Source organism: Isoptericola halotolerans, from assembly GCF_013149785.1.
GTDB classification, from domain to species: Bacteria; Actinomycetota; Actinomycetes; order Actinomycetales; family Cellulomonadaceae; genus Isoptericola; species Isoptericola halotolerans.
The window spans coordinates 1,204,994-1,230,672 of the sequence record NZ_JABEZU010000001.1 but is presented as its reverse complement, the minus strand read 5'-3'; the positions used below and the strand labels follow the sequence as shown (position 1 = coordinate 1,230,672).

General features: G+C 70.5%; 31 protein-coding genes. 11 read left to right on the top strand and 20 right to left on the bottom strand.

The genetic code is table 11. The features are described 5' to 3' along the window. Window positions 1-2 precede the first annotated feature (2 nt). From ftsX to HDG69_RS05780, 5 genes are all read right to left on the bottom strand, one after another. On the bottom strand, window positions 3-914 hold the full coding sequence (gene ftsX / locus HDG69_RS05800; RefSeq protein WP_171782753.1) for a permease-like cell division protein FtsX: 912 nt from the start codon (window positions 912-914) through the stop codon (window positions 3-5). A gap of 3 nt (window positions 915-917) precedes the next feature. Further along, the gene (ftsE, locus tag HDG69_RS05795) at window positions 918-1,865 is read right to left on the bottom strand and encodes a cell division ATP-binding protein FtsE (protein ID WP_171782752.1); all 948 of its coding nucleotides are present in this window, start codon (window positions 1,863-1,865) and stop codon (window positions 918-920) included. A gap of 214 nt (window positions 1,866-2,079) precedes the next feature. After that, window positions 2,080-3,189: a peptide chain release factor 2 gene (gene prfB, locus HDG69_RS05790; protein ID WP_171782751.1), complete on the bottom strand. Its 1,110-nt coding sequence runs from the start codon at window positions 3,187-3,189 to the stop codon at window positions 2,080-2,082. A 22-nt stretch (window positions 3,190-3,211) separates the two neighbouring features. Continuing rightward, entirely contained in the window at window positions 3,212-3,577 is a 366-nt protein-coding gene (locus HDG69_RS05785; protein WP_171782750.1) for an ankyrin repeat domain-containing protein, read from the bottom strand. Window positions 3,578-3,870: 293 nt separating this feature from the next. Beyond that, on the bottom strand, window positions 3,871-4,554 hold the full coding sequence (locus HDG69_RS05780) for a suppressor of fused domain protein (protein WP_171782749.1): 684 nt from the start codon (window positions 4,552-4,554) through the stop codon (window positions 3,871-3,873). A 433-nt stretch (window positions 4,555-4,987) separates the two neighbouring features. Here HDG69_RS05780 and HDG69_RS05775 point away from each other — a divergent pair, with 433 nt between their 5' ends. Continuing rightward, window positions 4,988-5,986, top strand: coding sequence for an IS481 family transposase (locus tag HDG69_RS05775; RefSeq protein ID WP_171782748.1), 999 nt, complete (start codon window positions 4,988-4,990; stop codon window positions 5,984-5,986). Between the two features lie 1,327 nt (window positions 5,987-7,313). On the opposite strand, the gene HDG69_RS05770 is transcribed toward HDG69_RS05775, so the two are convergent. Next, the gene (locus tag HDG69_RS05770; RefSeq protein ID WP_171782747.1) at window positions 7,314-7,631 is read right to left on the bottom strand and encodes a metalloregulator ArsR/SmtB family transcription factor; all 318 of its coding nucleotides are present in this window, start codon (window positions 7,629-7,631) and stop codon (window positions 7,314-7,316) included. Beyond that, a complete protein-coding gene (locus HDG69_RS05765; RefSeq protein ID WP_171782746.1) occupies window positions 7,628-8,098 on the bottom strand; it encodes an SRPBCC family protein in 471 nt (156 codons plus the stop codon). Before HDG69_RS05765 ends, HDG69_RS05770 begins: the two co-directional genes overlap by 4 nt. 68 nt (window positions 8,099-8,166) lie before the next feature. Here HDG69_RS05765 and HDG69_RS05760 point away from each other — a divergent pair, with 68 nt between their 5' ends. The 3 genes from HDG69_RS05760 to HDG69_RS05750 all read left to right on the top strand — a co-directional run bounded on the left by HDG69_RS05760 (window position 8,167) and on the right by HDG69_RS05750 (window position 10,467). Continuing rightward, window positions 8,167-8,544 (top strand): VOC family protein, encoded by a 378-nt coding sequence (locus HDG69_RS05760; protein WP_171782745.1) that lies wholly within the window; start codon window positions 8,167-8,169, stop codon window positions 8,542-8,544. 65 nt (window positions 8,545-8,609) lie between these two features. After that, entirely contained in the window at window positions 8,610-9,137 is a 528-nt protein-coding gene (locus HDG69_RS05755) for a putative glycolipid-binding domain-containing protein (protein ID WP_171782744.1), read from the top strand. Between the two features lie 250 nt (window positions 9,138-9,387). Further along, window positions 9,388-10,467 carry a Fic family protein gene (locus tag HDG69_RS05750; RefSeq protein ID WP_246255996.1) on the top strand — a complete coding sequence of 360 codons (1,080 nt, stop codon included), beginning with the start codon at window positions 9,388-9,390 and terminating at the stop codon, window positions 10,465-10,467. 13 nt (window positions 10,468-10,480) lie between these two features. On the opposite strand, the gene HDG69_RS05745 is transcribed toward HDG69_RS05750, so the two are convergent. From HDG69_RS05745 to HDG69_RS05715, 7 genes are read right to left on the bottom strand one after another with little or no spacing between them, the layout of a single operon-like run. Then, entirely contained in the window at window positions 10,481-10,930 is a 450-nt protein-coding gene (locus tag HDG69_RS05745) for a pilus assembly protein TadG-related protein (protein ID WP_343036277.1), read from the bottom strand. Then, the gene (locus tag HDG69_RS05740; RefSeq protein ID WP_171782742.1) at window positions 10,927-11,388 is read right to left on the bottom strand and encodes a pilus assembly protein; all 462 of its coding nucleotides are present in this window, start codon (window positions 11,386-11,388) and stop codon (window positions 10,927-10,929) included. Before HDG69_RS05740 ends, HDG69_RS05745 begins: the two co-directional genes overlap by 4 nt. Continuing rightward, on the bottom strand, window positions 11,385-11,774 hold the full coding sequence (locus HDG69_RS05735) for a TadE family protein (protein ID WP_343036276.1): 390 nt from the start codon (window positions 11,772-11,774) through the stop codon (window positions 11,385-11,387). The genes HDG69_RS05740 and HDG69_RS05735 overlap by 4 nt, the downstream gene beginning before the upstream one ends. A 10-nt stretch (window positions 11,775-11,784) precedes the next feature. Continuing rightward, window positions 11,785-12,000: a hypothetical protein gene (locus HDG69_RS05730; protein WP_171782740.1), complete on the bottom strand. Its 216-nt coding sequence runs from the start codon at window positions 11,998-12,000 to the stop codon at window positions 11,785-11,787. Between the two features lie 19 nt (window positions 12,001-12,019). Further along, window positions 12,020-12,952, bottom strand: coding sequence for a type II secretion system F family protein (locus HDG69_RS05725; RefSeq protein ID WP_171782739.1), 933 nt, complete (start codon window positions 12,950-12,952; stop codon window positions 12,020-12,022). Next, window positions 12,949-13,806, bottom strand: a complete 858-nt coding sequence (locus tag HDG69_RS05720; protein ID WP_171782738.1) for a type II secretion system F family protein — start codon at window positions 13,804-13,806, stop codon at window positions 12,949-12,951. The genes HDG69_RS05725 and HDG69_RS05720 overlap by 4 nt, the downstream gene beginning before the upstream one ends. After that, complete coding sequence (locus HDG69_RS05715) at window positions 13,806-15,068, bottom strand: TadA family conjugal transfer-associated ATPase (RefSeq protein WP_343036275.1); 1,263 nt, start codon at window positions 15,066-15,068, stop codon at window positions 13,806-13,808. Before HDG69_RS05715 ends, HDG69_RS05720 begins: the two co-directional genes overlap by 1 nt. A 461-nt stretch (window positions 15,069-15,529) precedes the next feature. Between HDG69_RS05715 and HDG69_RS05710 the strand changes: the two genes are divergently transcribed. Then, window positions 15,530-16,537 carry a zinc-dependent alcohol dehydrogenase family protein gene (locus HDG69_RS05710; protein ID WP_171782736.1) on the top strand — a complete coding sequence of 336 codons (1,008 nt, stop codon included), beginning with the start codon at window positions 15,530-15,532 and terminating at the stop codon, window positions 16,535-16,537. Window positions 16,538-16,593: 56 nt separating this feature from the next. Beyond that, entirely contained in the window at window positions 16,594-16,887 is a 294-nt protein-coding gene (locus HDG69_RS05705; protein WP_171782735.1) for a DUF1330 domain-containing protein, read from the top strand. A 31-nt stretch (window positions 16,888-16,918) separates the two neighbouring features. Here HDG69_RS05705 and HDG69_RS05700 read toward each other — a convergent pair whose 3' ends face one another. After that, the gene (locus HDG69_RS05700) at window positions 16,919-17,866 is read right to left on the bottom strand and encodes a GlxA family transcriptional regulator (RefSeq protein ID WP_171783202.1); all 948 of its coding nucleotides are present in this window, start codon (window positions 17,864-17,866) and stop codon (window positions 16,919-16,921) included. Continuing rightward, the gene (locus tag HDG69_RS05695) at window positions 17,866-18,312 is read right to left on the bottom strand and encodes a MerR family transcriptional regulator (RefSeq protein ID WP_171782734.1); all 447 of its coding nucleotides are present in this window, start codon (window positions 18,310-18,312) and stop codon (window positions 17,866-17,868) included. Before HDG69_RS05695 ends, HDG69_RS05700 begins: the two co-directional genes overlap by 1 nt. 135 nt (window positions 18,313-18,447) lie before the next feature. On the opposite strand from HDG69_RS05695, the gene HDG69_RS05690 reads away from it, so the two are divergent. Continuing rightward, window positions 18,448-19,173 carry an SDR family oxidoreductase gene (locus HDG69_RS05690; RefSeq protein WP_171782733.1) on the top strand — a complete coding sequence of 242 codons (726 nt, stop codon included), beginning with the start codon at window positions 18,448-18,450 and terminating at the stop codon, window positions 19,171-19,173. 31 nt (window positions 19,174-19,204) lie between these two features. Here HDG69_RS05690 and HDG69_RS05685 read toward each other — a convergent pair whose 3' ends face one another. Next, a complete protein-coding gene (locus HDG69_RS05685) occupies window positions 19,205-19,798 on the bottom strand; it encodes a DUF998 domain-containing protein (protein ID WP_171782732.1) in 594 nt (197 codons plus the stop codon). A 63-nt stretch (window positions 19,799-19,861) separates the two neighbouring features. Further along, window positions 19,862-20,497 (bottom strand): GyrI-like domain-containing protein, encoded by a 636-nt coding sequence (locus HDG69_RS05680; protein ID WP_246255994.1) that lies wholly within the window; start codon window positions 20,495-20,497, stop codon window positions 19,862-19,864. Window positions 20,498-20,527: 30 nt separating this feature from the next. Here HDG69_RS05680 and HDG69_RS05675 point away from each other — a divergent pair, with 30 nt between their 5' ends. The 3 genes from HDG69_RS05675 (at window position 20,528) to HDG69_RS05665 (ending at window position 22,729) form a co-directional block, all read left to right on the top strand. After that, window positions 20,528-20,944 (top strand): RidA family protein, encoded by a 417-nt coding sequence (locus HDG69_RS05675; protein ID WP_171782731.1) that lies wholly within the window; start codon window positions 20,528-20,530, stop codon window positions 20,942-20,944. 28 nt (window positions 20,945-20,972) lie between these two features. After that, window positions 20,973-22,184 carry an aminotransferase class I/II-fold pyridoxal phosphate-dependent enzyme gene (locus HDG69_RS05670; RefSeq protein ID WP_171782730.1) on the top strand — a complete coding sequence of 404 codons (1,212 nt, stop codon included), beginning with the start codon at window positions 20,973-20,975 and terminating at the stop codon, window positions 22,182-22,184. Window positions 22,185-22,291: 107 nt separating this feature from the next. Beyond that, complete coding sequence (locus HDG69_RS05665) at window positions 22,292-22,729, top strand: ester cyclase (protein ID WP_171782729.1); 438 nt, start codon at window positions 22,292-22,294, stop codon at window positions 22,727-22,729. A gap of 6 nt (window positions 22,730-22,735) precedes the next feature. On the opposite strand, the gene HDG69_RS05660 is transcribed toward HDG69_RS05665, so the two are convergent. Continuing rightward, window positions 22,736-23,350, bottom strand: coding sequence for a LysE family transporter (locus tag HDG69_RS05660; RefSeq protein WP_171782728.1), 615 nt, complete (start codon window positions 23,348-23,350; stop codon window positions 22,736-22,738). A gap of 73 nt (window positions 23,351-23,423) precedes the next feature. Here HDG69_RS05660 and HDG69_RS05655 point away from each other — a divergent pair, with 73 nt between their 5' ends. Continuing rightward, window positions 23,424-24,365: a LysR family transcriptional regulator ArgP gene (locus tag HDG69_RS05655; RefSeq protein WP_171782727.1), complete on the top strand. Its 942-nt coding sequence runs from the start codon at window positions 23,424-23,426 to the stop codon at window positions 24,363-24,365. Here HDG69_RS05655 and HDG69_RS05650 read toward each other — a convergent pair whose 3' ends face one another. Continuing rightward, window positions 24,366-25,625: an LCP family protein gene (locus HDG69_RS05650; protein ID WP_343036273.1), complete on the bottom strand. Its 1,260-nt coding sequence runs from the start codon at window positions 25,623-25,625 to the stop codon at window positions 24,366-24,368. Between the last annotated feature and the right edge of the window lie 54 nt (window positions 25,626-25,679).

Below are 25,679 nucleotides of genomic sequence, written 5' to 3'. Positions count from 1 at the left end.
GATCACACCCTCGTGTATCGGTGCAGGGTGACGACGGAGGACACGACGGCGAGCGCCACGGCGACGCCGAGCAGCAGCGGGGCGATGGCGAGCACGTCGGCAGTCGTGACGTAGTTGACCCAGTCGACGGACTGGGCGAGCCAGTCGACCACCAGGTACTGCACGGCGAGCCACAGCCCGCCCACCGCCAGGACGGCTCCCACGAGCGCGGCGATCGCCCCCTCCAGCATGAAGGGGAGCTGCACGAAGAGGTTCGAGGCACCCACGAGACGCATGATGCCTGTTTCTCGCCGTCTCGACACGGCGGAGAGGCGGATCGTGGTGGTGATGAGCAGCGCGGCGGCGAGCAGCATGACGGCCGCCAGCCCGACGGCGACCAGCGAGGCCCGGTTCAGGGCGAGGAAGAGCGGCTCGAAGGCGGCCCGCTGGTCCTCGATCACCTCGACGCCGTCCCGACCTCCCAGCACGTCGTCCACGACCTGGTACTGCTCGGGGTCGGCCAGCTGGAGGCGGTAGGACGCCTGCATGTCCTCCTCGGTGAGCTGGGTGCCCTGGTACCCGTCGGGGTAGCGCGCGCTGAAGGCCTCGAAGGCCTCGGTCTTCGACTCGAAGTACGTGGTCGCCACGAGGTCGCCGAGCTCGGTGTCGATGGCGCGCTCGACCGCCTCGATCTGCGCCTCGGTCGCTTCCCCCTCCGCACAGGTGGGGACGGTGGAACCGTCGGGACAGAGGAACACGGAGACCTCGACGAGGTCGTACCAGTCCCCCTTGAGCTTGGTGACCTGGGTCTGCAGCAGCGCGGCCGCTCCCACGAAAATCAGGGACACGAACGTCACAAGGATGACCGACACCACCATGGTGGCGTTGCGGCGCAGCCCTTGGAGGACCTCGACGAGGATGAACTGCAGGCGCACCGCTCAGGCCTCCTCGACGCCGGCACGGGACATCGCGCGTCGGGACCGTGTCCCCACGCCAGGGGGATCGGCCACGTCGGCGTCGTCCTGGGCGCCGTCGTGATCGAAGGCACCCTGCTCGAGGGCGGCCTCCGCGGCCCGCTCCGCCGCGAGGTCGCCCGGTTCGGGCTGGACGACGATGCGCGGGTTCGGCACGCTGGGCCGCGGCACCCCACGACCCGGGGCGTCGAGCACGGGCGCCGGACCGACGAGCGGCAGGATGTCCTCGCGGCGGCCGTACTGCGCATCTGCCTCGTCGCGCACCACCCGGCCGGTGGACAGCTCCACCACGCGGCGGCGCATCTCGTTGACGATCTCGTCGTCGTGCGTCGCCATCACCACGGTGGTGCCGGTGCTGTTGATGCGGTCAAGCAGGCGCATGATGCCGAGCGACGTGGTCGGGTCGAGGTTTCCGGTGGGCTCGTCGGCGAGCAGGATCTGCGGCCGGTTGACGAACGCCCGGGCGATGGCGACCCGCTGCTGCTCGCCGCCGGACAGCTCGTGCGGGCGGCGCTTCTCCTTGCCGTCGAGCCCGACCCACTCCAGGACCTCCGGCACCGTGGTGCGGATGGTGTGACGAGGCCGGCCGATGACCTGCAGCGCGAAGGCGACGTTCTCGTAGACGTTCTTGTTCGGGAGCAGCCGGAAGTCCTGGAAGACCATGCCGATCCCGCGGCGCAACGACGGCACCTTCCAGGCCGAGAGCCGGGTCAGGTCACGACCGGCGACGTAGACCCGCCCGCCGGTCGGGCGCTCCTCGCGCAGGACGAGCCGCAGGAACGTCGACTTGCCCGAGCCGGACGCCCCGACGAGGAACACGAACTCGCCGCGCTCGATGTCGACGTCGACGTCGTCGAGCGCGGGTCGTGCCCCGCGGGCGTAGACCTTCGAGACGTTCTCGAACCGGATCACTGCGTGCCCCTCCCCCGTGCGGGCACCAACCGTCTGCGGTGCTCGCCGGATCGAGCGTCGCACGGTGATGACGGTCGCCCGCCGGACGACACGCCGGAGCACCCTGGGTCGACCTGTTGCTTCACGCAACTACGACGATCGGCAAGAAATGGACGGTCTGTGACCTACCGGACATCCTGTCCGGCCGGCGCAGCAGCGCCGGGCAGCGGTCGGGTCAGCTCTCGCCGCCCGAGCGGCGCCAGCGGATCCCGGCCTCGATGAACTCGTCGATCGCGCCGTCGAACACGTTCTGGGTGTTGCCCGACTCGTGCTCGGTGCGCAGGTCCTTGACCATCTGGTACGGGTGCAGCACGTAGGAGCGCATCTGGTCGCCCCAGGACGCCTTGATGTCCCCGGCCATCTCCTTCTTCTTCGCCGCCTCCTCCGCCTGGCGGAGGAGCAGCAGGCGCGACTGCATGACGCGCAGGGCGGCGGCGCGGTTCTGGATCTGCGACTTCTCGTTCTGCATCGACACGACCGTGCCCGTGGGGATGTGCGTCATGCGCACCGCGGAGTCGGTGGTGTTCACCGACTGGCCGCCCGGGCCCGAGGAGCGGAACACGTCGATCTTGAGCTCGTTCTCCGGGATCTCGATCGAGTCGGTCTGCTCGATGAGCGGGATCACCTCGACCGCGGCGAACGACGTCTGCCGGCGGCCCTGGTTGTCGAACGGCGAGATGCGCACCAGGCGGTGGGTCCCGGCCTCGACCGACAGGTGACCGAAGGCGTAGGGCACGTCGACCTCGAACGTCGCCGACTTCAGGCCGGCCTCCTCGGCGTAGGAGGTGTCCATGACCTTGGTCGGGTAGCCGTGACGCTCGGCCCAGCGCAGGTACATCCGCATGAGCATCTCGGCGAAGTCCGCGGCGTCGACCCCGCCGGCACCCGCGCGGATCGTCACGACGGCGGCCCGGGCGTCGTACTCCCCGTTGAGCAGGGTACGGACCTCGAGCGAGCGGAGATCCTTGCGGATCTTGGCCAGCTCGGCCTCGGCCTCCTCCAGGGAGTCGGCGTCCTCCATCTCGTTGCCCAGCTCGACCAGCGTCTCGACGTCGTCGATCCGGCTGCCGAACCGCTTGACCCGCTCGAGCTCGCTCTGCGCGTGGGACAGCGCCGAGGTGACCTTCTGCGCGTTGTCCTGGTCGTCCCACAGGTCCGGAGAGGCCGCCTGGTCGGACAGCATCTCGATCCGCTCCTGCAGCTCCGCAGGGTCGCTCACCGACTCGATCGTCTTGAGGGTGGAGCGGAGCGCCTTGATCTCGGCGGGGAAGTCGATGGTGGCCACGATGTTCAAGCCTACCTGTCGCTCACGAGCCGTCCGGCAGGATCCGCCCGAACATCGCTGCCGTGGCCCTCGCGCTCGGCTCCCCCGCCTCGGCGTCCGCACCGGCCTCGACCAGGGCCTCGATCACCGCGGGCTCCCCCTTGAAGACCGCCCCGGCCAGCGGCGACTGACCGCGGCCGTTGAGGCGGTTCACGTCGGCGCCGCGCGCGGCCAGGCCGCGGACCAGGTCCGCGTGCCCGTGGTACGCGGCGAGCATGAGCAGCGTGTTGCCCTGGGCGTCGGCATGGTCGGCAGGGACACCGGCGTCGACGAACTCCAGCAGCAGCCCCTCGCCCGCGCGGGCAAGGTCGAACATCTGGTCCAGGTCGACGGGAAGCTTGTCGTTCATGGGTGCCAGTATCGCGCGAGGCGCTCGCGGAGGTCCGCCATCGGGACCTCCACCCTGCTTCTCAACCGCCGAGCCAGCGAGCACGAAGTGCGAGGTCTGTGAGCACGCACGGGGCCCTGCTCCCACGAGGCCCTCCTACAGGGTCAGGTGGCACAAGAATCCAGTAATCCGACTCCGCGGAACCCGGGCACACCACACATGCGCACTACTACATCGAGGCGAGCACCGGCGTTTGAGTTATTGCGACTGGCGTCAGCCGGTACAGCCCTGGTCTGAACCATTGCAAAGGAGATTTAGGAATGAAGTCTTAACGGGCCTGAGTCAGGCCGGCTCCAGTTGGAAAGGGCAGGATCGCGCTCTTCGAGCCAATCCTCAAAAGCGTTCCACCCGTGGGTCGACACAAACTCGGCCTCGGGCGAGGATATTGGCACGAGCCAGACTATTGCAATAGCTTTTCCGTCCTCCTTTAGTTCTGCAAATTCAGGCGGAAAGTAGACCGGCACTGTGGCGTATAAATGTGTCATGTCTGAGCCCGGCGACAGCGGCCCTATCGGGCCTAAAACTTCGCCGCGAAGAACGGAAGAACCCTGTTTAATTAACATGCTTCCCGCCTGCCCTAGTAGCGAGGCAGGAAGCGCCTCCGATAAAGAACGTGGTGCAAGGATAAGCAATTCCTGGTAGATATCCTTATCCGATACCGTCGAACCGAGGACAAACTTGCTAAGCCCGAGTGTGGAGTACGCAATGGATCGCTCATCGGAGCCGAGCGCAAACTGCACGACGCTAAAGCCCAGCTCTCTACCACTCGGGTCTTGCGTCCATCCCTTGACAATTGTGCCGAGTGCGCCTTCAAGGTGCCTTACCAGGCTAGGCTTGCTATTTCCGGAAGCGCTCATCATTGTTTCCCCCTGAACGGTTACAACCGGGAAACTCCAATGATACACCGTCGTTGTAGTTGTCGTTGTCGAGGACGTCACGCCGCGAGGCATCTCCGGGAAACGTTCGATTGGTCCAAGAGGGATTATGGGAAGCGTCCCAATCACGCCGAGCACCTGAGTTCGGGGGAACCTTGACTTCTGCTCGGCATGAAGGGCACAGTTTTCCGCCCGTGGAACCGTCTTCGGCCTGGTCCCAGGCGTTCTGCAGGGTGGCCTTCCGGAACTTCCCTCGGGCGGTTGTCTTTCCGGCAGCGTTTGTTCCGTTGGCGGTTGTCCGGGCTGCATCTGTCGATTTCGATAAGCCCTTCACGCCGTCTGCGGCCATGTCGGAGATCTTGACAGGCTTAAACATCCCGGCTGCCGCTAGGTGTACTTCCTCGGGACGTTGTGATCAGCGTGGCGCGCGGGAGATGACGAGGACCTCCGGTATCGAAGGGGTTACCACACCAACCTCGGATACCAGGAGGTCCTCGTGACCCACGCTAACGCGCCCCTGACGCCTACGGGCAGACTCCGCCTCGCGCGAGTCGTGGTCGAGGACGGCTGGTCGGTGCGGCGAGCCGCGGAGCGGTTCCAGTGCTCGCCGGCCACGGCGGCGAAGTGGGCCCGCCGCTACCGGGCCGGTGAGCCGCTGACCGACCGATCCTCTCGCCCCCACCACACACCAAGGCGGTGCCCGCGACGCCTCGAGCGGCGGATCATCGCGTTGCGGTTCACCCGCCGCTGGGGACCGCACCGCATCGGCTACCACCTCGGGGTTCCGCGCACGACGGTGGGCAGGGTCCTGGCCCGCTACCGCATGCCACGCCTGGCCCACCTGGACCAGGCCACCGGTCTACCCGTGCGCCGGCCAGCGGCCCGCCGCTACGAAGCCGCAGCGCCGGGAGACCTGGTGCATGTCGACATCAAGAAGCTCGGCCGCATCCCCGACGGTGGCGGCTGGAAGATGCACGGACGCGGCTCGGTCCAGGACCGGGCCGCAGCGAAGGTCCGCGACCGGGCCGCCCGAACCGGAGCCGCGCCCTCGCGCGGCTACCGATTCGTGCATCACGCCGTGGACGACCACTCCCGGCTGGCCTACTCCGAGATCCTGGACGACGAACGCAAGGAGACCGCCGCCGCGTTCTGGACCCGAGCCCGTGACTACTTCACCAGCCTCGGGATCGAGGTCACCGCCGTGATGACCGACAACGGAGCCTGCTACCGGTCTCGGGCCTTCGCCGCCGCGCTGGGCCAGGCCAAGCACCGTCGCACCCGCCCCTACCGGCCCCAGACCAACGGCAAGGTCGAACGCTTCAACCGCACCCTGGCCGCCGAGTGGGCCTACGCCGCTACCTACGACTCCGACCAGGCCCGCGCCGCGACCTACGACGACTGGCTGCACCACTACAACCACCACCGACCCCACACCGGCATCGACGGCGCCGTCCCCGCAGACCGCGCTCACAACCTCACGGAGAAGTACACCTAGGGCCCGAGTTAGCGAACAATCCCCATTCGCCACGCACTACCGTCTTCCAGGTACCTTCGTGCAAGTATGCGTCGAGACACTTCGAGTGACAACCCGAAGAGCGCCGGCAAGAAAGCAAACCAAAGCCAGGAAGCAATCGTCCATATAAGCAGGCCTCCGACAAGCGCGACGATTGCCAGGGTAGCGAGCAAGAACCGCACGCCGAATGCGGTGGGTGTTGCAGCGATGCCAACACCCACTCGTCGATCCAAAAAGTATACGAGCCCCAACGGAAAACACCAAGTGCTCGCAACACACAGGAAGGCGACCAGGCCGTCTAGCTTGAGTTGCTCAGTCATATCAAGAACCGCAACTAGTGAGCCGAATATTGGTATGGCCCAGACTGCCGGCCAGAACAGGGCAAAAATACTATTGCGTGGAACAGTTTTACTCATTGGTTCGCGATCACCCCATTTGTAATTCCCCATCCACCTAGGTCTAGAACGAAACTAGTAGAGTATACATCTGATCCACCCATTGCCTCAAACCCCCTGTCGACAGCAGAACCGAAGCCGGCTGTAGCGACACCGCCACCCGCGGCAATGAACGAGTTGGTTGCGTCGCCGCTATTGCCTAGCACAACGTTCTGAACCCCATTAACTGCCGAGAAGCCTGCTGAAGTGTATCCCGCCGCAGAGGCCACCGGCACGGTGGCTCCGCCCGTTGGCACCGCCGCCAGCGACGCGGCAAGGCTGACAACACCTGCAGCATTGGCTGCACCCTCCGTAAGGGCCTCATGTCGCTCAAGGTACAGCCGCGGCGATATAGGGTCGATTGCCCTGTACATTCACCGACAATCGGCCCAAGTTCGTATACCCAGGAGTCAGGTCGTGGCGTCGACATCAAGGCTGCTAGCAGACTTTGATCCACCTTGGTACCAGATCGGAGCCCCTCCGCGGGGATGTCATTGATGTCTCCGGTGAACGTGCCTGGGCCAGGGTCTGGCCTGACGGTTGGCGGTTCGGGAAGGTCCACCGGCGGTTCGACGGTAATCGGTTCCGGCGGGGGCGGCGGCTTGATGTTCTGGCCAGACGGCGTATTGAAGTGCGGTTTGCCGCCGGCGCCGGGCCCAGCACAACCGCCGATGATCGCCACCTGAACACCCCCCGATCAATCAACCCACCGTCAGCCCACGCGCGACACGCCCAGCAGGACCACCTCTGGCGACCCAGGGGCCAGTTCAGGCATGACCCCGCGAGCGGTCTGACACCGACCCGGGGGCGTCCTCTGGAGGCGGACCGGCCCGCCAGCTCGGTTGAGTCGCTTGGCCGACGACCTCGAGGCTTGGCTATCGAGGCCCCTCGGCGCGCCGCTTGAGCATCTCCAGCCGACGGTCCCAGCCGGCGGCGGCAGCCTGGAGCTGCTCGACGGCGGCGCTGAGCGCGGCGCCGACCGGCACGTACCGCACCTCACGACCATGCCGGCGACGCTCGACGAGCCCGGCGCCGATGAGCACCTCGACGTGCTGCGCGATGGCCTGGCGACTGATCGGCAGCTCACCGGCCAGGGCCGAGGCGGAGCGCGGCTGCTCCCCCAGCATCTGCAGGATCTGCCAGCGGGTCTCGTCACCGAGCGCCGAGCAGACCTGGACGACCGCCGTCGTCACGGCGCACCGCCCTCGGCACCGCTGCGAGCCAGGTCGAGCTCGACCACCCACCCCTCGGTGTTCGCGTCGAGCATGGCCCGCCGGGCGGAGGCGTCCTCGTCGAGCGCGTCGAAGCCGGACTCCACGACGCGCAGGCGGGTCGTCGCCGCCGAGACGGCCGTGACGTGGAACTCGACGAGGGTCGAGCTCGCCGCGTCGAGCGCGGCCCGGCGTCGGGCATCGCTGTCGCCGCTGTACCAACGGAAGGCGACGTACTCCTGAGGGTCCTCGGCCACCGTCCGGACCGCGAAGGCACCGTGCACCGGGTCGTGCACGACCACGCGGCCTGGGCCGTCGGGCTCGATCCGGTGCTCGGTGAGCTCGCCGTCGTTGATCCACCAGCCCGGTGCGGTGACGAGCTCCCAGACCCGTGCGCGGGGCGCAGCGATCTCGGTCTCGCGCTCGATGCGGTCGGTCGAGGTCTTCATGCAAGCAAACTATTGCACATGGTCCAGATGTGCAATACGTTGCTTGCACAACGACCACAGGAGGTCTCATGTCCACGCCCACGTTCCGCGGTGGCGTCAACATCGCGATGAAGATCCCGTCCGACCGCTACGACGACACCCTCGCGTTCTACCGCGACACCCTCGGCCTCGACGTCGAGATCGAGCCCGACACCCCCGGCGAGCAGGTCAGCCGGACGGCACGCGTCCAGTTCGGCCCCTGCACGCTGTGGCTCGACCAGGTCGACAGCGCCACCCACCACGACCTCTGGCTCGACCTCCGCACCGACGACGTCGACGCCGCGGTCGAGCACCTCGCCCAGCACGGCACGCCCACCCGCGACGAGCTCGAGCCGCTGCCGCCCCGCGCGCACTGGATCTGCAACCCCGCCGGAGTGCCGCACATCCTGCGCGAACCGACGGCCTGACCGGCGCCGTGCGGGAGGACGCGAGCCCTGCGACCGTGGACGGGACGAGGAAGGAGTGACGGCCCATGGTGACGGTCGTGTGGCACGGCACCGCCGCTGACAGCACCGAGCAGCTCGACCTCACGATGCACGACGGCCGCTGTCGAGCGCGGTCGATCGTGAGCCTCGGGCACGAGCAGCTCGAGTACGCCGTCGAGCTCGATGCCTCGTGGACCTTCGCCGCACTGAGCCTCCGGTCGTCGGACGGGCGCACCCTGGAGCTCGCGCATGACGACGGCCAGTGGCGGGCGGACGGGTCGGCCCGCCCCGACCTCGCCGGGGCCGTGGACATCGACCTGGCCTTCAGCCCGTTCACCAACACCCTGCCGATCCGCCGGCTCGACCTGGCGGTCGGCGAGTCGGCTGCCATCGTGACGGCGTACGTGGACCCCGAGTCGTTCACGGTCACGATCGACCCGCAGCGATACACCCGCCTCGCCGCCGAGCGATATCTGTACGAGTCCCGCGACAGCGACTTCCGGCGCGAGATCGCGGTGGACGACGACGGGCTCGTCGTCGACTACCCGGGGCTGTTCACCCGGGCGGGGCGCTGAGATGAGGCGGCGCGGTGCGCGGGGCATCATCGGCGTCCCCGCGCGCCAAGTGGTTCTCACCGGAGAGTAGAATTACCAGTTAAGCACTAACTGGTAACATTGGGACGTGTCTGGCTACCAGTTGTCATGGCCGCCCGTCGGCACAGAGACGCGAGAGTGGCAGTCTGCACGCACCGAGCCAGGCCGGCCCATGCCGGTACGACGCTATGAGGCCGCCCTCGTGCCGGTGATAGCGGAGCAGCCTGTCGCCATGCCACCGGAACTCATCGCCGAGGCCGAGCACGCTGTACACGAGATGAGCCGGTTCGACGCCGAACTGGGTGGCGAGCTCGCCCCGTTCACCGCAGTGCTGCTGCGCAGCGAATCAGCAGCGTCATCGAAGATCGAACGCCTGACAGCGTCGGCACGACAGATCGCCCTGGCCGAGCTCGGCCCCGTCGAGGACGGCTCCGACGCACCGCAGATCGTCGCCAACACGACCGCGATGAAGGCGGCGCTGGACATGGCGGAGACGATGAGTCCCGAAGCGATATTGACGATGCACCATGCCCTCATGGCCCGTCACGACCCCGACGAGGCCGGCCGCTGGCGACGAGAGCAGGTCTGGATCGGCGGCCCGGACTACTCGCCAGCGGGGGCGGACTTCGTCCCGCCACATCACGACCACGTGCCGGCGGCGATCGACGACCTGGTCGGCTTCATCCAGCGCAGAGACGTCCCGGCCCTCGCCCACATCGCCATCGCGCACGCCCAGTTCGAGACGATCCACCCGTTCACCGACGGCAACGGGCGGACCGGACGCGCCCTCGTCCAGTCGATGCTGCACTCTCGTGGACTCACCCGGAACGTGACGATGCCGCTGTCGGCGGGCCTTCTCGCGCAGGTCGAGGCGTACTACCGAGCACTCGACGCCTACCGCGAAGGCCACCCCGAGGACCTCCTGAAGATGTTCAGCTCCTCCACGCACCGCGCGATCGAGAACGGACGGACACTCGTCGAGGACGTTCGCGCGATCCGTCAGTCATGGAACGACCGCATCACGGTCCGTCGCGGAAGCCGGACCTATGACGTCGCTGATCTGCTGACGCGCCAACCCGTGATCGACGCCGGCGTGCTCGCCGCGGAGCTCGGCATCGCCCGTGGGCACGTGCGGCGCCACATGGACGCCCTCGCCGAAGCCGGAATCGTCACCGAGACCAAGGTCCACCGCCACGGCATCACCTGGTCCGCGCTGGAGATCCTGCACGCCCTGGACGACTTCGCCGAGCGGGCTGGCAGACGTCGTGCCGTCCGCGCCGGGCATGCACCGGGCGCGAACGACACGCTCTGACCGGTCGGCGCTCCTACCCGGCGCGGGCCGACGCCGTCGCGGTGACGGCGATGCCGCCGCCGAACGCGTCGGTGAACCAGCGCACCAGCGGCGGGTGCGATCTCGCGGCCAGGCTCACCCTGGCACCTCGCCCGTCCGGGCTGACGGCTTCGACGACCTGCACGTCCCGCAGGCCCGGCGCCGTCGTCGGAGGCTGCCTCGCCAGGTGCTCGCCCACGGCCCGGCGGACGTCGGCGTCGGAGAGCACAAGGGTTCCCTGTGGACCCGCCGCGCCCGGCGCGTAGTAGGTCGCGGCACTCATCGAGTCCGCCCCCGCGAGCGCCAGGGAGTCCGCGAGGTCGAACAGATGCTTGCGGTCCAGGTGAACGGCCGCCGCCGAGGCCACCATGCCGACCAGCATCAGTCCCACGGCGACGAACCCGGCGGTGAGCAGCATGATCCGCCCGTTCTCCCGCGCCGTCACGGTCGCACCGCCGCGTGATCCTCGACCGACGCCACGTGCGCCGACTCCACCGGCACCCCGAGCGGCACCCATCCACGCAGGCCCGGCGGCACCAGGGGCAGCGGCACCTCGTAGCGCACCGACACACCGATCGTCGCCCCCGGGGTGAGGCACGGGTCGGCCGAGCACTCCAGGGTCAGCAGGTCGGCGCCGTCGACGTCGAAGCCCTGGTCCCCTAGGGCGATACGGGTCGCCGCTGCCGCACGGGCGGCCCCGGCGGCCGACGAGTCCGCCGTGACCATCGCACGCGCCGCCTCGCGCGCCGCCCCCTCGACGGCGAACGCCGCCGCGTGGACCTGGGAGAGCGTCACCACCAGGTACACCAGCGGTACGAGCAGCAGCACGCTCACCCCGAGAAACTCCACGACCGCTGCGCCCTCCTCGGAGTCCGCGGCGCGCGGCTCGCTCGAGACGCTCATGGGGTCTCGTCCAGGGCATGCCCGCTCACCGTCATCACACCCGAGGGACCGAGCACTCCCACCACCGGCAGCGGGGCCCGCACGCTCACCTCGACCACGGCCAGCCCGTCGCGGACCACATCGCGAGCCGCGACGTCGCGGGCATACCTCGCTCCGAGCGACGCGGTGAGCAGGTCGCGGGTGCGCTGCGCCCCCGACGACAGGTCGCGGTCGGCGCGGGCGGCGACCCGCGCGCCCTCGGCGGCGGCGTCGATGGTCAGTGCCCGGACGTGCAGTGCGAGCGTCACCTGGACGACACCCAGGAACAACGCCACGAGCAACGCCGAGACCAGCGCGAACTCCGCGACGGCGGAGCCTCGTTCACCGACCGCCCCGTCCACGCTCACCGCAGGGCCGTCACCTGCCGGTGACACTCTGGATCGCATCGGTGAACGCTCCCTCGAGCAGCGGGCCCGCGAGCGCCCAGAGCGCGACCACGAGCCCTGCCGTCATCAACGTCACCAGGACCCAGCCGGGGACGTCACCTCGTTCGGGGTCGTGCGCGTCAGGGCGGCCCGCGCCGTCGAGCGACGCCGTGCGGGCGGCGCGGCGGTCGGAGGATGCTGAGGACATGGTCAACCTTTCTGGTGGGTCACAGACCGATCTGCAAAGTGGCCAGGGACGGGAACACGGCGAAAACCACCGTGATGGGCAGGATGAGGAACACGACCGGCACGAGCATGACGACCTCCTTCTTGCCGCCCGCCTCCATCAGCGCTCGACGTCCCGACTCGCGGACGTCCTGCGCCTGGGCACGCAGCACGTCGGCCAAGGGCGTGCCGCGCTCCAGAGCGACGGCGACACCCTCGGCGAAACGGGTCAGGGACGGCAGGTTGGTGCGACCTGCCATGGCGGACAGGGCGACAGCGATCGGCGCCCCCGCACGGACGTCGGCGAGCATGGTGGCGATCTCCCCGGACAGCTCGCCGCGCGCCGTCGTCGCCACCCGTTCCAGGGCCGGCATCGGCCCCTCGCCGGCGGTGACGGCCAGTGCCAACAGCTCCGCCACGGTCGGGAACTCGGCAAGCATGCGCTCCTCGCGCTGCTGGGCCAGCGAGCTGAGCCACCGGTCGCAGCCGACGAACCCCACAGCCCCCACCACGAGCACGAGAGCGACGAGCGAGACCACCCCGGAGCCGCGGGTGGCGGCGAGCATCACCGCGACCGCCAGGCCCACCACCAGCCCGGACACCGTCCAGACGAGCTGGCGGGCACGGAACTGCTCCACCGACTCGGCGCGCCCGGCACGGTCGAGCCGCCGCTGGACGTCCTCGCGCGTCGAGCCGAAACGCTCGAACCAGTGGGCGACGTCCGAGACCCAGGGGGCCACGATCCGCTCGACGACGCCGAACGGGGTGTGCACGACGTGCTCCCGCAGCAGACCGGACGAGGCGTCGCGGGGTCGCAGTGCCGGGGCGAGCCGCTCGTGGAGCGAGATCCGACGGCCTCGCAGCCCTGCCCAGACGAGCAGCACACCCACGCCGCCCACCAGTCCCAGCAGCGCACCGCTCACCGCCGGCGTCATCGCAGCACCCGGCTCTCCTCGGGCAGGCGCCCGATCCTGCGCATCACCTGGTAGGCGAACACCGAGCAGCCGGCCCCGGCGGCCAGCACCGCCACCCCGGCCGCGGAATCGTACGCCCGCGCCGTCTCCGGGCGCGTCGCCAGGAAGGCCAGCACCACCCACGGTCCGGCCGCGGCCAGGCGCGCACCGTTGACCGTCCACGACTGCCGCGCCTCCAGCTCGCCGCGGGTACGTGCGTCCTCTCGCAGGAACTCCGACAGGCTCTTGAGGAGCCTCCCCAGGTCGGTCCCGCCGACCTCGCGGGTGAGGCGCAAGGCCTCGACGATGCGGTCCGCGACCGGGTCGGCCAGCCGCGCCTTGAGCAGGTCGAGGCACTCCCCGAACCGGCCGGTGGCACGGTAGTCGGCGGCGAACTGCGCGAAGGGCTCGCGCAGCTCCGCCGGACCACGCTCCCCCAGCTGGGCCACGGCCTCGGGCAACGAGAGACCCGCTCGGACCCCGGAGGCGAGGTGGTCGACGGCGTCCGGCCACACGTCGCGCAAGCCCTCACGCCGACGGCGCGCGCGCACCCGCAGCAGCACCTCGGGGGCCGCGACCGCCATGAGGGCGAAGCAGCCCGCGATCGCCGGAGACCGGGACAGCGCGAGGCCGACCAGCAGCACCACGACCCCCACTCCCGCGCTGAAGGCGTACAGGGCGCCGGCGCTGACATTCGGTACCCCCGCCTGGACGAGGACGTCCTGCAGCACGTGGCTCCGACGGCTCCGTGGGCGCCTCACCGCGGTGGGCTCCCAGCAGGAGAGCCAGACGAGCACGAGTCCGATACCCGCGACCAGCCCGACCAGGACACCCATCAGCGTTCCCCTGCCAGCAGGGCATGGACGTCGATGCCCACCCTCTCGAAGCGCTCGATCCCCGGCGGGAAGCCGTCGCCCCGGACGAGCTCCCCGCCCTGCGCGAGCGGTCGGCGCTGGAAGATCTGGGCCGTCTCGACCCGCCCTTCCTCCACCCGCCCGGTGACGGCGACGATCTCGCGGACCTGCCGGACGCCGTCGACGGTCACCCCGAGGTGGACGACGAGGTCGATGGCGGACGCCACCGTCGGGGTGACGAAGCGATCGGACACGTTCTCCCCGGCGAGCAGCGGCAGCGTGCACATCTTCGTGACCGCCTCGCGCGCGGAGTTCGCGTGGATCGTGCACATGCCGGGCACTCCGGCGTTCAGGGCCACCAGGAGATCCAGGCTCTCGGCCTCACGCACCTCACCGATGACGATGCGGTCGGGGCGCATCCGCAGCGACTCCTTCACCAGTCGCCGCAACGGGATCTCCCCCGTCCCCTCCAGGCTCGGCTGACGGCACTGCATCGCCACGTGGTCCCGCACGGGGAGCCTCAGCTCGAAGACCTCCTCGCAGGACACCACTCGCTGACCGGCCGGGATCGACCCGGCCAGCGCGTTGAGCATGGTGGTCTTGCCGGCCTGGGTGGCTCCGGCCACCAGGACGTTCAGCCCTGCCCGGACCGCGGCGTCCAGGAATGCCGCCGCGTGCTGGCTGAGCGAACCCAGGCGCGTCATGTGGTCGACATGGTGGGCGCGCACCACGTGCTTACGGATGTTCACGGCCATGTGCTCGCGCGTGACGTCGGGGATCACGACGTGCAGGCGCTCTCCACCGGGCAGGGTGGCGTCGACGAAGGGACTGCTGAGGTCCAGCCTCCGTCCGCTCGCTGCCAGCATCCGCTCGACGAGGTCCCGCACCTGGGCGGCGGTCAGGAGCGTCGTGGTCAGCTCGCTGACGCCACGGCGTGCCACGAAGACCTGGGCAGGAGCGTTGATCCAGATCTCCTCGATCTCCGGGTCGTCGAGGTACGCCTGCAGCGGCCCGAGCCCGCCGAGCGCGTCAACCACGGCACGGACGGTGGCGGCGGTGTCGGCCAGCGGAGGCACCACACCGAGGGAGACCCGCTCGGCGTAGTCGGCGGCCGCTTCGTTCACGAGCCGGTCGAGACCGGCGCGGTCGGCGACGGGGTCGATGCCGCGGCGGCGGACGAGCTCGCGCACCTCGTACTGCAGGATGCTTGTGGCGTCGTCGCGCAGGGACACGTCGATGGTCACCGGGCGAACCTCTCCCTCGGGGACATTCCGGACCTTCCATCTGGCGTCGCTGAGCGTAGCGAACATCGTCGCCGTGCCGCTGCCACCCTGTGGACAGGGCTCGCGCGAGCGCTGCCGGCCGGTCGCCGCCGCACCCCCGGGCCGACAAGACACCTGGTCAGCGCCGTGGTCGACCGCAGGCAGCCGTCGACAGGACCTGTGCCGTCAGCGGGGCCGGCTCCCGCCGGCGGTCCGCATCGTGGACACTGTCGAGCCGTCGACACCCGCACCTCGCCCTCCTGCTCGTGGCGCGCCCGTTCCTGCATGGAACGAGGCGACGGAGCCATCCGAGGGCGACTGTCACTTTCCTCGCGAAGAGTGGCGTTGTTGCCACTGGCGGCGCGTAGATCGTCCGGGCAACACTGAGGAACCGCCCGCCAGGCGGGTCACACCTCCACCACCACGATGAGGAAGAGACCCCTATGACTGACCAGATGAAGGCCGTCGTGCTCACCCGTTTCGGAGGGGTCGACGCTCTCGAGCTGCGCGACGTCTCCGTACCGGACGTCGGGCCCCGCCAGGTACGGGTCCGCGTCCATGCGACCGCCGTCAACCCGCTGGACTTCCAGATCCGTCGCGGGGACTACACCGACCTCGTCCCGCTCCCGGCGATCATCGGGCACGACGTCTCCGGCGTGATCGAGGAGGTCGGGTCCCACGTGACCGAGTTCCGCGTCGGCGACGCGGTGTACTACACGCCTCAGATCTTCGGAGGCCCCGGCTCCTACGCCGAGCAGCACGTCGTCGACGTCGAGCTCGTCGGCCGGAAGCCGGAGAACGTCAGTCACCTGGAGGCGGCGAGCCTGACTCTCGTCGGCGGCACGGTCTGGGAGGCCCTGGTCACGCGATCTCGGCTCACCGTGGGGGAGACGATCCTCATCCATGGCGGCACGGGCGGCGTCGGCACGATCGCGATCCAGGTCGCGAAGGCGATGGGCGCCCGCGTGATCACCACCGCGAAGGCCGGCGATCACGAGTTCGTGCGCTCCCTCGGAGCCGACGCGACCATCGACTACACCTCGACGGACTACGTCGAAGCGGTGGCCGAGATGACGGGGGGCCAGGGGGTCGACGTCGTCTTCGACACGATCGGTGGCGACACGCTCACACGAAGCCCGCTGACGCTCGCCGACTCGGCACGCGTCGTCAGCATCGTCGACCACGCGCAGCCGCAGAACCTCATCGAGGCGTGGGGCGTCAACGCCGCCTACCACTTTGTCTTCACACGACAGAACCGAGGAAAGCTGGACGCGCTCACCAGGCTGGTCGAGCGCGGTCTCGTGAAGCCGGTCATCGGCGCGACGCTCCCCCTCGCCCGGACGGGCGAGGCTCACGAGCTCCTCGAGAACAGGCGGTCGTACGCGCTCCGCGGCAAGGTCGCGATCGACGTGGCGGGTGAGACCGTCGCGCTTCCCCCGCGCATCTCATAGCGGTACCCACCACCCCCCCAACAAGAGTGACCACGGAACCACGGAGGAACAGAGACATGAGCGCATACATCGTGTTCCAGCGAGAGGCCACCACCGATCAGCAGGCCCTCGACCGCTACGCCGAGCGCGCCGACAGCACGTTCGCGGGCCACGACGTGCAGGCACTGGTCGACTACGGCACGTTCGAGGTGCTCGAGGGCCCCCCGATCGAAGGCGTCGTCGTCCTGCGCTTCCCCGACGCGGCTGCGGCACGCCAGTGGTATCACGGCGAGCAGTACCAGGACGTGGTGCAGGACCGCTTCCTCGGCGCGACCTACCGGGCCGTGCTCGTGGACGGTGCGGACGCGTAGCCGACGCGCACGGTCCGAGTGAGTGCGGTGGTCAGCTCCGCCCCGTGAAGGTGGCGCGGTACTCCGAGGGGGACACGTCCAGGAGCCGGCGGAAGTGGAGCCGGAGGTTCGACCCGGTGCCCAGGCCGACCTCTTCCGCGATGCGGTCGACCGACAGCCTCGTGCTCTCCAGGAGCTCGCGGGCGGTGTCGACCCTCGCCCGGAGGATCCACTGCAGCGGGGTGCTGCCGGTCTCCTCGGTGAAGCGGCGCAGGAAGGTGCGGGGGGACATCCGCGCGTGGGCGGCGAGCTCGGCGATCGTGACCTGCTGGCCGAGCCGCGCCAGGGCCCATTCGCGGGTCGCAGCGAGGGTCTCGCCACGGGTCGCCGAGCTGGCCCGCGGCAGGTACTGGGCCTGCCCCCCGGTGCGGTAGGGCGCGGTGACGAGCCCCCGGGCGATCTCGTTCCCCGCGCTCACGCCGAGGTCGCGCCGGACGATGTGCAGGCACAGGTCGAGACCGGCGGCCGCTCCTGCCGACGTGAGGATGGGTCCTTCGTCGACGAAGAGGACGTTCGGCTCGACCGTGATCTGCGGGTGCCGTTCCGCGAGCTTCTGCGCCGCGTCCCAGTGCGTCGTCGCCCGCAGACCGTCGAGCAGGCCGGAGTCCGCGAGCGCGAACGCGCCGTAGCAGATCGACGCGATGCGCGTCCCGCGGGCTGCGGCGTCCTGGAGCGCTTCGCACACCTGCGCCGGTATCGGCCGTCCCGCCGGGGCGTACCCCGGGACGATGATCGTGTCGGTGTCCGCGAGCGCGTCCAGGCCTCCCTGGACCGCGAAGCCGAACCCCCCGGACGACGTCACCGTCCCGCCGGTGACCCCGCAGGTCGACACCTCGTAGGGGAACCCTGTCTCCGGATGGAACACCTCCGTCGGGATCCCGACGTCCAGCGGGCGCGCCCCGTCGAGCACGAGGACCACCACCCGGTGCGGTCGCTGCATCACCCGGCGGACGCGGTGGCGACCGGGCTGCCGGCAGCCACCGTCGCGCCCGACGGGTCGTACGGGGACCAGGCCGGCTCGCGCAGGGCGGGGCAGTGCTCGGGGGTCGGGTGGTTCGCGATGTCGATCATCCGGTCCAGGGCGTCGCGTGCGGCGGCGAGGTCGGCCATCGCGGCGGTGATGCGTTCTCGCTCGGCCTCCAGCACCTGGAAGACCTCGGGCGTCGCCTGCCCGGCCTCGACACAGGGCATCAGCTGCAGGACGGTGCGGCTGGGCACACCGGCGGCGAAGAACTGCTGGATCAGCCGGACACGTTCAACGGCCGACTCGGGATAGGTGCGCTGGCCGCCGGGTGTCCGCTCCGCGGTGAGAAGGCCCTGCTCCTCGTAGTACCGCAGCGCTCTGGTGCTGACGCCCGACCGCTCCGCCACGTCGCCGATCCGCATCCGTGTCCTCCCGTGATCCATGTCTCTCGTCGCCAGACTTGCCCTTGACGTCAACGTCAGGTTCTAGCGTAGCCGATGCCGGGCCGCACAGGCACCGGCGCACCCGAGAAACTTCGCGCAGAAAGCTGGGAACCCATGGACGTCACCGGTCAGATCGCCCTCGTCACCGGAGCCAACCGCGGCATCGGCCGCCAGTTCGTGCTCGAGCTGCTCGACCGCGGGGCGAGCAAGGTCTACGCCACGGCCCGCCGACCCGAGAGCCTCGACGTCGACGACAGCCGCGTGGTGCCGCTGCGGGTCGACCTGCTCGACCACGAGTCCGTCGCCCAGGCCGCGGCGACGGCGCAGGACGTGACCCTGCTCGTCAACAACGCCGGCATCTCGACCGGTGCGTCCCTGGTGACGGGCGACCTCGCCGAGGTGCGCCGCGAGATGGACACGCACTTCTGGGGCACGCTCGACATGATCCGCGCGTTCCACCCCGTCCTCGCGGCCAACGGCGGGGGTGCGATCGTGAACATCCTCTCCGCGCTGTCCTGGTTCGTGGCCCCCGGGACGGGGTCGTACGCCGCCGCCAAGGCCGCCGAGTGGAACATGACCAACGGCGTGCGCCTCGAGCTCGCCGCCCAGGGCACCCTCGTCCAGGGCGTGCTCCTCGGCGCCGCCGACACGGACATCGCCGCCGGGTACGACGGCCCGAAGATCGACGCGCGCGAGGTGCCGCGCAGGTCGCTCGACGGCCTGGCCGCCGGCTCGATCGAGGTCGTCGTCGACGACTGGACCGCGATGGTCAAGGCGTCGCTCGCCGATGACCCCGCGGCGTTCTACGCCGAGCTCGGTGCGCTGCTCGGCGCCAGCTGAGCGCAGGAGGCTGCGCGTTCGTGCGGGCGCCTCACGCCGCCCGCACGAACAGCAGCCCCACCCACAGCCACCCGACGGCGATGGTCGCCTTCTGGACCAGCCCGGCCCGTGGCGAGTCGTCCTCCCACGCCTGGCCGAAGACGAGCAGACCGGCACCGGTGAGGAACGCGGTCACGCCCGAGTACCCCTTCCAGGCGAGCTCGGGCAGGGCGATGGTCGCGACGACGGCTGACACCGGCACGGCGGTGAAGACCACGGCCCCGGCATGGTCGTGGAGCCGGTGGTGCCAGGAGGTGTCCTCGGGCGTGGTGTCGGGGGTGCCCGGCGGGTAGCCGCGCATCGGATCCATGCGGAACGCCCCGGAGGCGACGAGCGCCACGCCGAAGACGCCCACGACGACGGCGAGGAGCCCGTTGCCGAGGTCGGCACCTGCCACGAGCGCCCCGGTCGTGATCGCCGCGCCGCACACCAGGAAGTTCACCGTCTGCAGCCAGCCCCGCCTCCCGAGCGCCAGGGCGCTCACGGGCTGACGCACCGACGAGTAGCCGTGCCGGGTCCATCCGTCGACGAGGAACACCACGACGAACGCCCAGCAGCTCACGGCAGCGACCCACATCGACGACATGGGTCCCACCCTGGCCCCCGCACCCGCCGGCCCGGCAGTGCCACAGGTCACGGGTCGGCGGGGTCAGCCCGGCGCCACCGGCTGGCGGATGATCGTGCGCAGCCGCTCGGGCGCGGTGCGGCGCGGGTCGGACAGGTAGATCTCGTGGTGGCGGCCCGCCAGCGACCGTCCGGAGCTCGTGACGAACGCGTGCAGCGCGTCCACGGCGGGAGCCTCCTCGGTGTACGGGCCGACGTGCAGCACCTGGACCGCCTCACCGTCGCCGAACTGCTCCAGCCGCACCGCCGCGGGCAGGTCACGTGCCGTCGTCGTGCGTGCGACGACCTCCACCGCGTCGACCTGCGCGACGTCGTCGGGCAGGCTGATCATCATCGTCCACCGCCAGGCCGAGCGTGGCAGCTCGCGGAAGCGCTCGACCTCGTCGGCCCACCAGAGCCCTTCGAGCGGCATGACGGCGTAGCCGGTGCCCGTGGCGTCCTTGATCGCGGCGCGCAGGGCGTAGGCCAGCGGGTACAACGACGTGACGGCCTCGCGGTACGCCGGGGCGGTGTTCGGGTCGCCGGCGCCGTCCACCATCAGGTACGGGCGCGCCGGAACGGTCACGAGGACCGGGTCACGCGGCGCCCGGTACAGGTCGCGGTACGTCGTCTTGAGGTCCACGCTCACCATGCCCTCCAGCATGCCGCGTGGCACCGACATCGGCTGGACAGGACCTGGCACGATGCGGTCATGCCGAGCTCCGTCCAGCTGATCCGCGCCTCGAACCTCTCGGCGGTCGCCGAGTACGCGTACGCGGCCACCGCACCGCGGGACGCCCGCCTGATCTTCCTGGCGGGCTCGTGCCCGCTCGACGACGACGGTGCCACGGTCGCGCCCGGTGACTTCGCGGCACAGGCGGCTGCGTGCGTCGAGACGATGACCCGTGCCCTGGCGGCGGCCGGCGCGACGATCGAGGACGTCATCAGCACCCGCGTGCTCGTCGCGTCGTCCGACCAGGCGGACCTCGTCACCGCCTGGGAGGTCGTGCGCGACGCCTTCGGCGACCACGACGTGCCGAGCACCCTCATGGGGGTGACGGTGCTCGGGTACGACGACCAGCTGGTCGAGCTCGAGGCGATCGCCGCGGTCGTCGACCCACAGGGCTGACCCACCACCGGTCGGTAGGGTCGCCCGTATGACGTCCACCCCGCGCTGGCGCCAGGTCGCCGACGCGACCGGTCTGCTCGCGCCCGACGGCGGCGTCGGGCAGACGATCTTCGCCGAGATGACCGTGCTGGCGAACCGCACCGGAGCGATCAACCTGGGCCAGGGTTTCCCCGACGTCGACGGGCCGGACTACGTCAAGGAGGCCGCGAAGGCCGCCATCGACGCCGGCCGGAACCAGTACGCGCCGGGGGACGGCGTCCCGGAGCTGCGCCGGGCCATCGCCGACCACCAGCGCCGCCACTACGGCCTGGACGTCGACCCGGACACCGAGGTGCTCGCCACCACCGGCGCGACCGAGGCCCTCACGGCCGCGATCCTCGCGCTGACCGGACCCGGCGACGAGGTCATCACCCTCGAGCCCTTCTACGACTCCCACGCCGCCGCCGTCGCGATGGCCGGTGCCACCCACGCGCCGGTCCCCCTCACCGCCGACCTGCGCCTGGACGCGATCGCCCTGCGCGCCGCCGCCACCGACCGCACCCGGCTGATCCTCGTCAACACCCCGCACAACCCGACGGGCACCGTGCTGACGCGGGCCGAGCTCGAGCAGGTCGCCGCCCTCGCCCGCGAGCGCGACGCCGTCGTCCTCACCGACGAGGTCTACGAGCACCTCGTCTACGACGACGCCGAGCACGTGCCAATGGCGACGCTGCCCGGCATGGCCGAGCGCACCCTGACGGTGTCGAGCTCCGGCAAGACGTTCAGCCTCACCGGCTGGAAGGTGGGCTGGTTGCACGGCCCGGCCGAGCTGGTGACGGCGGTGCGCACGGTCAAGCAGTTCATGACCTACACCTCGGGCTCGGCGTTCCAGCCGGCGATCGCGCTGGCGCTCGCCGACGACGAGGCACCTCGTGTTCTGGCGGCATCGCTCGCCGCCCGCCGCGACCTGCTGTGCGAGGGCCTGGAGGCCGCCGGCTTCGGCGTCGTCGTGCCGCAGGGCACGTACTTCGTCGTGGCCGACGGCGCCGCGCACGTCGAGCGGCTCGGCCTGAGCGACGCTCGCGAGCTCTGCCTGCGTCTGCCGGAGCTCGCCGGCGTGGTGGGGGTGCCGGTGGCGGCGTTCTGCCGGCAGGGGTCGACGGCGGCCGACGCCCTGCGCTCCCGGGTGCGGTTCACGTTCGTCAAGCGCCCCGAGGTGCTGCGTGACGCCGTCGGACGCCTCGCCGCTCTCAACCGCTAGCTGAAGCGAGCGGGCCTGCTCGGCCGGACCGGGGTCCCGTGATGGTGTCGCTGCCCCGGTTGCTACCGTGGGACGAGCGGTGGGACCTGTCACGACGGGAGCGCCCGATGACGACGGAAGAGAACAAGGCGCTGCTGCGTCGCGCCTGGGACGAGGTGTACGGCCAGAAGCGGCTCGACACGCTCGGCGAGCTCGTCCTGGACGACGTCGTCGCCCACGAGCCCGACGGCGACGTCCGGGGCATCGAGGAGTTCGAGCGGTACCTCGCCGCCTACCTCGCGGCTTTCCCGGACACGAGCGTGACGGTCGAGGACGTGGTCGCCGAGGCGGACACGGTGGTCGGTCGCTACACGGTGCGCGGCACGCACCTCGGGACGACCGAGGAGTACGGCCCGCCCACCGGCAGGCAGCTGGTGACCCAGGGCGTCACCGTCTACCGCTTCCGGGTCGGCAGGCTGGCGGAGATGTGGGACCACTACGACACCCTGGCTGTCGCACAGCAGCTGGGACTCGTGCCGGGAGCCGGGTCTCCTCCGGCCCCCTGAGAGGAGTCAGGCGAGGACGAGGGAGGCCGCCACGGCGACCATGATGAGCGCGATCACACCGTCCACGACCCGCCACGCGCCGGGCCGGCGCAGCAGCGGGGCCAGGAACCGCGCGCCGTAGCCGAGGCCCACGAACCACAGCACGCTGGAGACCATCGCGCCGCCGGTGAACAGCCAGCGGTCGTCGCCGTACCCGGCGGCGATCGACCCCTGGAGCACCACGGTGTCCAGGTAGACGTGCGGGTTGAGCCACGTGAGCGCGAGTGCGGTGAGCAGCACGGGCCGCAGCCGTCGTCCGGCGTCGGGCTGCCGGGCGTCCTGCGCGGCCTCGAGCTCCTCCCCGCCTCGCCACGCCCGGCGGGCGGCCAGCGCACCGTACCCGAGGACGACGGCGGCACCCGCCCAGCGCGCGATGTCCACGAAACCCGGGCGCTGCTCGATCAGCGCGCCGAGGCCTGCTCCCCCGGCCGCGTAGAGCACTGCGTCCGAGGCGGCGCACACCGCGACCACGACGCCCACGTGCTCACGACGCACCCCCTGTCGCAGCACGAAGGCGTTCTGGGCGCCGATGGCGACGATGAGCGACAGCCCGAGGCCGAGGCCGGTGAGAAAGGTGAGCACCCCTCGACGCTAGGCACCCGTCGTGATGAAGTCCAACGAATGTTCCTTGTGCAGATGAAGGCATACTTCATCTATGCACTGGGACTCAGGTCAGCTCGCGGCCCTCGCCGCCGTGGTCACCGAAGGATCGTTCGACGCCGCCGCGCGCGCCCTGCACGTCACGCCCTCCGCGGTGAGCCAGCGGGTCCGGGCGCTGGAGAACGTCACCGGGACGGTGCTCGTGCAGCGCACCCGGCCGGTCGCCCCCACCGCACCGGGCCGCACGCTGCTGCGGCTGGCGCGGCAGGTCGAGCTGCTCGGCGCGGAGGCCGCCGCCGAGCTCGGACCGGCTCCCGACGACGGCCGCCCGGTCACCGTCCCGATCGCCGTCAACGCCGACTCGCTCGCCACGTGGCTGATGCCGGCGCTCTCCGCGGTGGACGACGTCTGCTTCGACGTGCACGTCGCGGACCAGGACCGCACCGTCGAGCTCCTGCCGGCGGGCGTGGTGATGGCGGCCGTGACCTCGCAGCGCGACCCGGTCCAGGGCTGCACGTCGGTCCCGCTCGGGGTGACCCGCTACCGGCCGGCCGTCCGGGAGGACCTCGTCGCGCGCTGGTTCCCCGAGGGCCCGACGCCGGCGGCGCTCGCCACGGCACCTGTGGTCGTCTTCGACCGCACCGACGACCTGCAGGACCGCTGGCTGCGCGACGTCGCCCGGCGGGCAGGCACCACGGTCCCCCGCCCGCCACGCCACCACGTGCCCTCCACGGCGGCGTACCTCGCGGCGATCCGCGCCGGGATGGGATGGGGCATGTGGGGTCCGCTCCCCCGCGACGGCGCACGCTTCGAGGTCCTGGAGCCCGCCGACGACGTCACGTGGCTCAGCGAGGACACCGTCGACGTCCCCCTGCACCTCCAGCAGTGGAAGCTGCGGTCCGCGGTGCTCGAGCGGGTCACCGCCGCGCTGCGTGACGAGGCCGGTCGCGCGCTGCCGCAGGCGACCGGCCCCGACGACCTCGCACGCGCCCGCTGATCAGGCGCAGACGCCGGCGCGCACCGACGGGCTGGGCGTGGGCGACGGGTCGTCGGCCTCGTCGTCGGCCTCGTCGCCCGCCTGGTCGCTGTCATCGGGCTCGTCGGCGTCGACCAGGTCGCCGTCCTCCACGATCTCGGCGTCCGACGGCGAGGCGCTCGGCTCCGGCTCGTCGAGCGGAGCATCGGCGGCGAACTTCTCCCAGAGCCGGTCGGCCTCCGCGGTCCACACCACGCGGTTGGGGTCGCTGGGGGCATCGACGACCGGCACGGACTCGAACACGATGTCCGAGGGATCGACGTCCCGCACGCTCCACGCCAGGCCTGCCAGGGCCGTCGGGCTCGCCAGGTCGGGGCTGGTGGACATGGCCCGCAGCGCGGCCTGGACCATGCGGTACAGCGCGGGAGTGTCGGTCAGGAGGTTCTGGGCGAGCACCTCGCGCAGCATGGAGTCGACGAAGGCCTGCTGCCGCTCGATGCGCATGAGGTCGCTGCCCAGCTCGAGCCCCATGCCGGACCCCTTGCGCACCCGCAGGAACTGGATCGCCGTCTCACCGTCGAGCACCTGCCGTCCGGCGTCCAGCTCCAGGTCGCTGTACCGGGTGTCACCCACCACGGGTTCCGGCAGACACATGGGTACCCCGCCGATGGCGTCGACGATGTCCACCACGCCGTCCATCTTGACCACGACGTGGTGGTGGATGCGCAGACCGGTCAGCGCTTCGACGGTGAGGATCATGCAGGCGGCCGCTCCCGTGACGTCCTGCTCGGGACCACCGCCGATCGCGAAGGCCGAGTTGAACATCGCGCCGTACTGCGGGGACGTGCTGCTGCCGTCCGGGCGGGGGCAGGCGGGGATGTTCACGAGCGAGTCACGCGGGATGGAGACCGCCTCGATACGGCTGCGGTCGCCGCTGAGGTGCACCAGCAGCGTGGTGTCCGAGTTGAACTCGTCGCCGGCGCCGGCCAGCTCGGTGTTCGCCTCGTCGCGGAAGTCGGTACCCATGACCAGGATGTTGAGCGACCTGCCCGCGAACGGGTCGTCGGGGTTCTCGGGCTCGGTCTCGGCCTGCGGCTCGAGGGTGTCACGGCCGAGCAGGGCGTCGACGTCGGACACCTCGATCTGGTTGCGCAGGTCGACGTACGCGGCGACGCCACCGGCGGTGCCGAGCGCCAGCACCGCCGTGAGCGCGAGGGCGATCCCTCGCAGGACCCGGTGCCCGGCATGGGGTCCCGCGTGCCGGGGTCTGGCGCTCTCCACCCCGTCACCCTAAGCCGGGCGTGCGTATCAGGCCTGCCGGGCGAGTCCTGACAA

Coding starts and splice junctions, on each gene's coding strand:
- HDG69_RS05785 (WP_171782750.1), bottom strand. CDS start 3,577: ATGAACGACAAGCTTCCCGTCGACCTGGACCAGATGTTCGACCTTGCC.
- HDG69_RS05765 (WP_171782746.1), bottom strand. CDS start 8,098: ATGAAGACCTCGACCGACCGCATCGAGCGCGAGACCGAGATCGCTGCG.
- HDG69_RS05760 (WP_171782745.1), top strand. CDS start 8,167: ATGTCCACGCCCACGTTCCGCGGTGGCGTCAACATCGCGATGAAGATC.
- HDG69_RS05755 (WP_171782744.1), top strand. CDS start 8,610: ATGGTGACGGTCGTGTGGCACGGCACCGCCGCTGACAGCACCGAGCAG.
- HDG69_RS05750 (WP_246255996.1), top strand. CDS start 9,388: ATGCCACCGGAACTCATCGCCGAGGCCGAGCACGCTGTACACGAGATG.
- HDG69_RS05740 (WP_171782742.1), bottom strand. CDS start 11,388: ATGAGCGTCTCGAGCGAGCCGCGCGCCGCGGACTCCGAGGAGGGCGCA.
- HDG69_RS05730 (WP_171782740.1), bottom strand. CDS start 12,000: ATGTCCTCAGCATCCTCCGACCGCCGCGCCGCCCGCACGGCGTCGCTC.
- HDG69_RS05725 (WP_171782739.1), bottom strand. CDS start 12,952: ATGACGCCGGCGGTGAGCGGTGCGCTGCTGGGACTGGTGGGCGGCGTG.
- HDG69_RS05720 (WP_171782738.1), bottom strand. CDS start 13,806: ATGGGTGTCCTGGTCGGGCTGGTCGCGGGTATCGGACTCGTGCTCGTC.
- HDG69_RS05710 (WP_171782736.1), top strand. CDS start 15,530: ATGACTGACCAGATGAAGGCCGTCGTGCTCACCCGTTTCGGAGGGGTC.
- HDG69_RS05705 (WP_171782735.1), top strand. CDS start 16,594: ATGAGCGCATACATCGTGTTCCAGCGAGAGGCCACCACCGATCAGCAG.
- HDG69_RS05700 (WP_171783202.1), bottom strand. CDS start 17,866: ATGCAGCGACCGCACCGGGTGGTGGTCCTCGTGCTCGACGGGGCGCGC.
- HDG69_RS05695 (WP_171782734.1), bottom strand. CDS start 18,312: ATGCGGATCGGCGACGTGGCGGAGCGGTCGGGCGTCAGCACCAGAGCG.
- HDG69_RS05690 (WP_171782733.1), top strand. CDS start 18,448: ATGGACGTCACCGGTCAGATCGCCCTCGTCACCGGAGCCAACCGCGGC.
- HDG69_RS05685 (WP_171782732.1), bottom strand. CDS start 19,798: ATGTCGTCGATGTGGGTCGCTGCCGTGAGCTGCTGGGCGTTCGTCGTG.
- HDG69_RS05680 (WP_246255994.1), bottom strand. CDS start 20,497: ATGTCGGTGCCACGCGGCATGCTGGAGGGCATGGTGAGCGTGGACCTC.
- HDG69_RS05675 (WP_171782731.1), top strand. CDS start 20,528: ATGCCGAGCTCCGTCCAGCTGATCCGCGCCTCGAACCTCTCGGCGGTC.
- HDG69_RS05670 (WP_171782730.1), top strand. CDS start 20,973: ATGACGTCCACCCCGCGCTGGCGCCAGGTCGCCGACGCGACCGGTCTG.
- HDG69_RS05665 (WP_171782729.1), top strand. CDS start 22,292: ATGACGACGGAAGAGAACAAGGCGCTGCTGCGTCGCGCCTGGGACGAG.
- HDG69_RS05655 (WP_171782727.1), top strand. CDS start 23,424: ATGCACTGGGACTCAGGTCAGCTCGCGGCCCTCGCCGCCGTGGTCACC.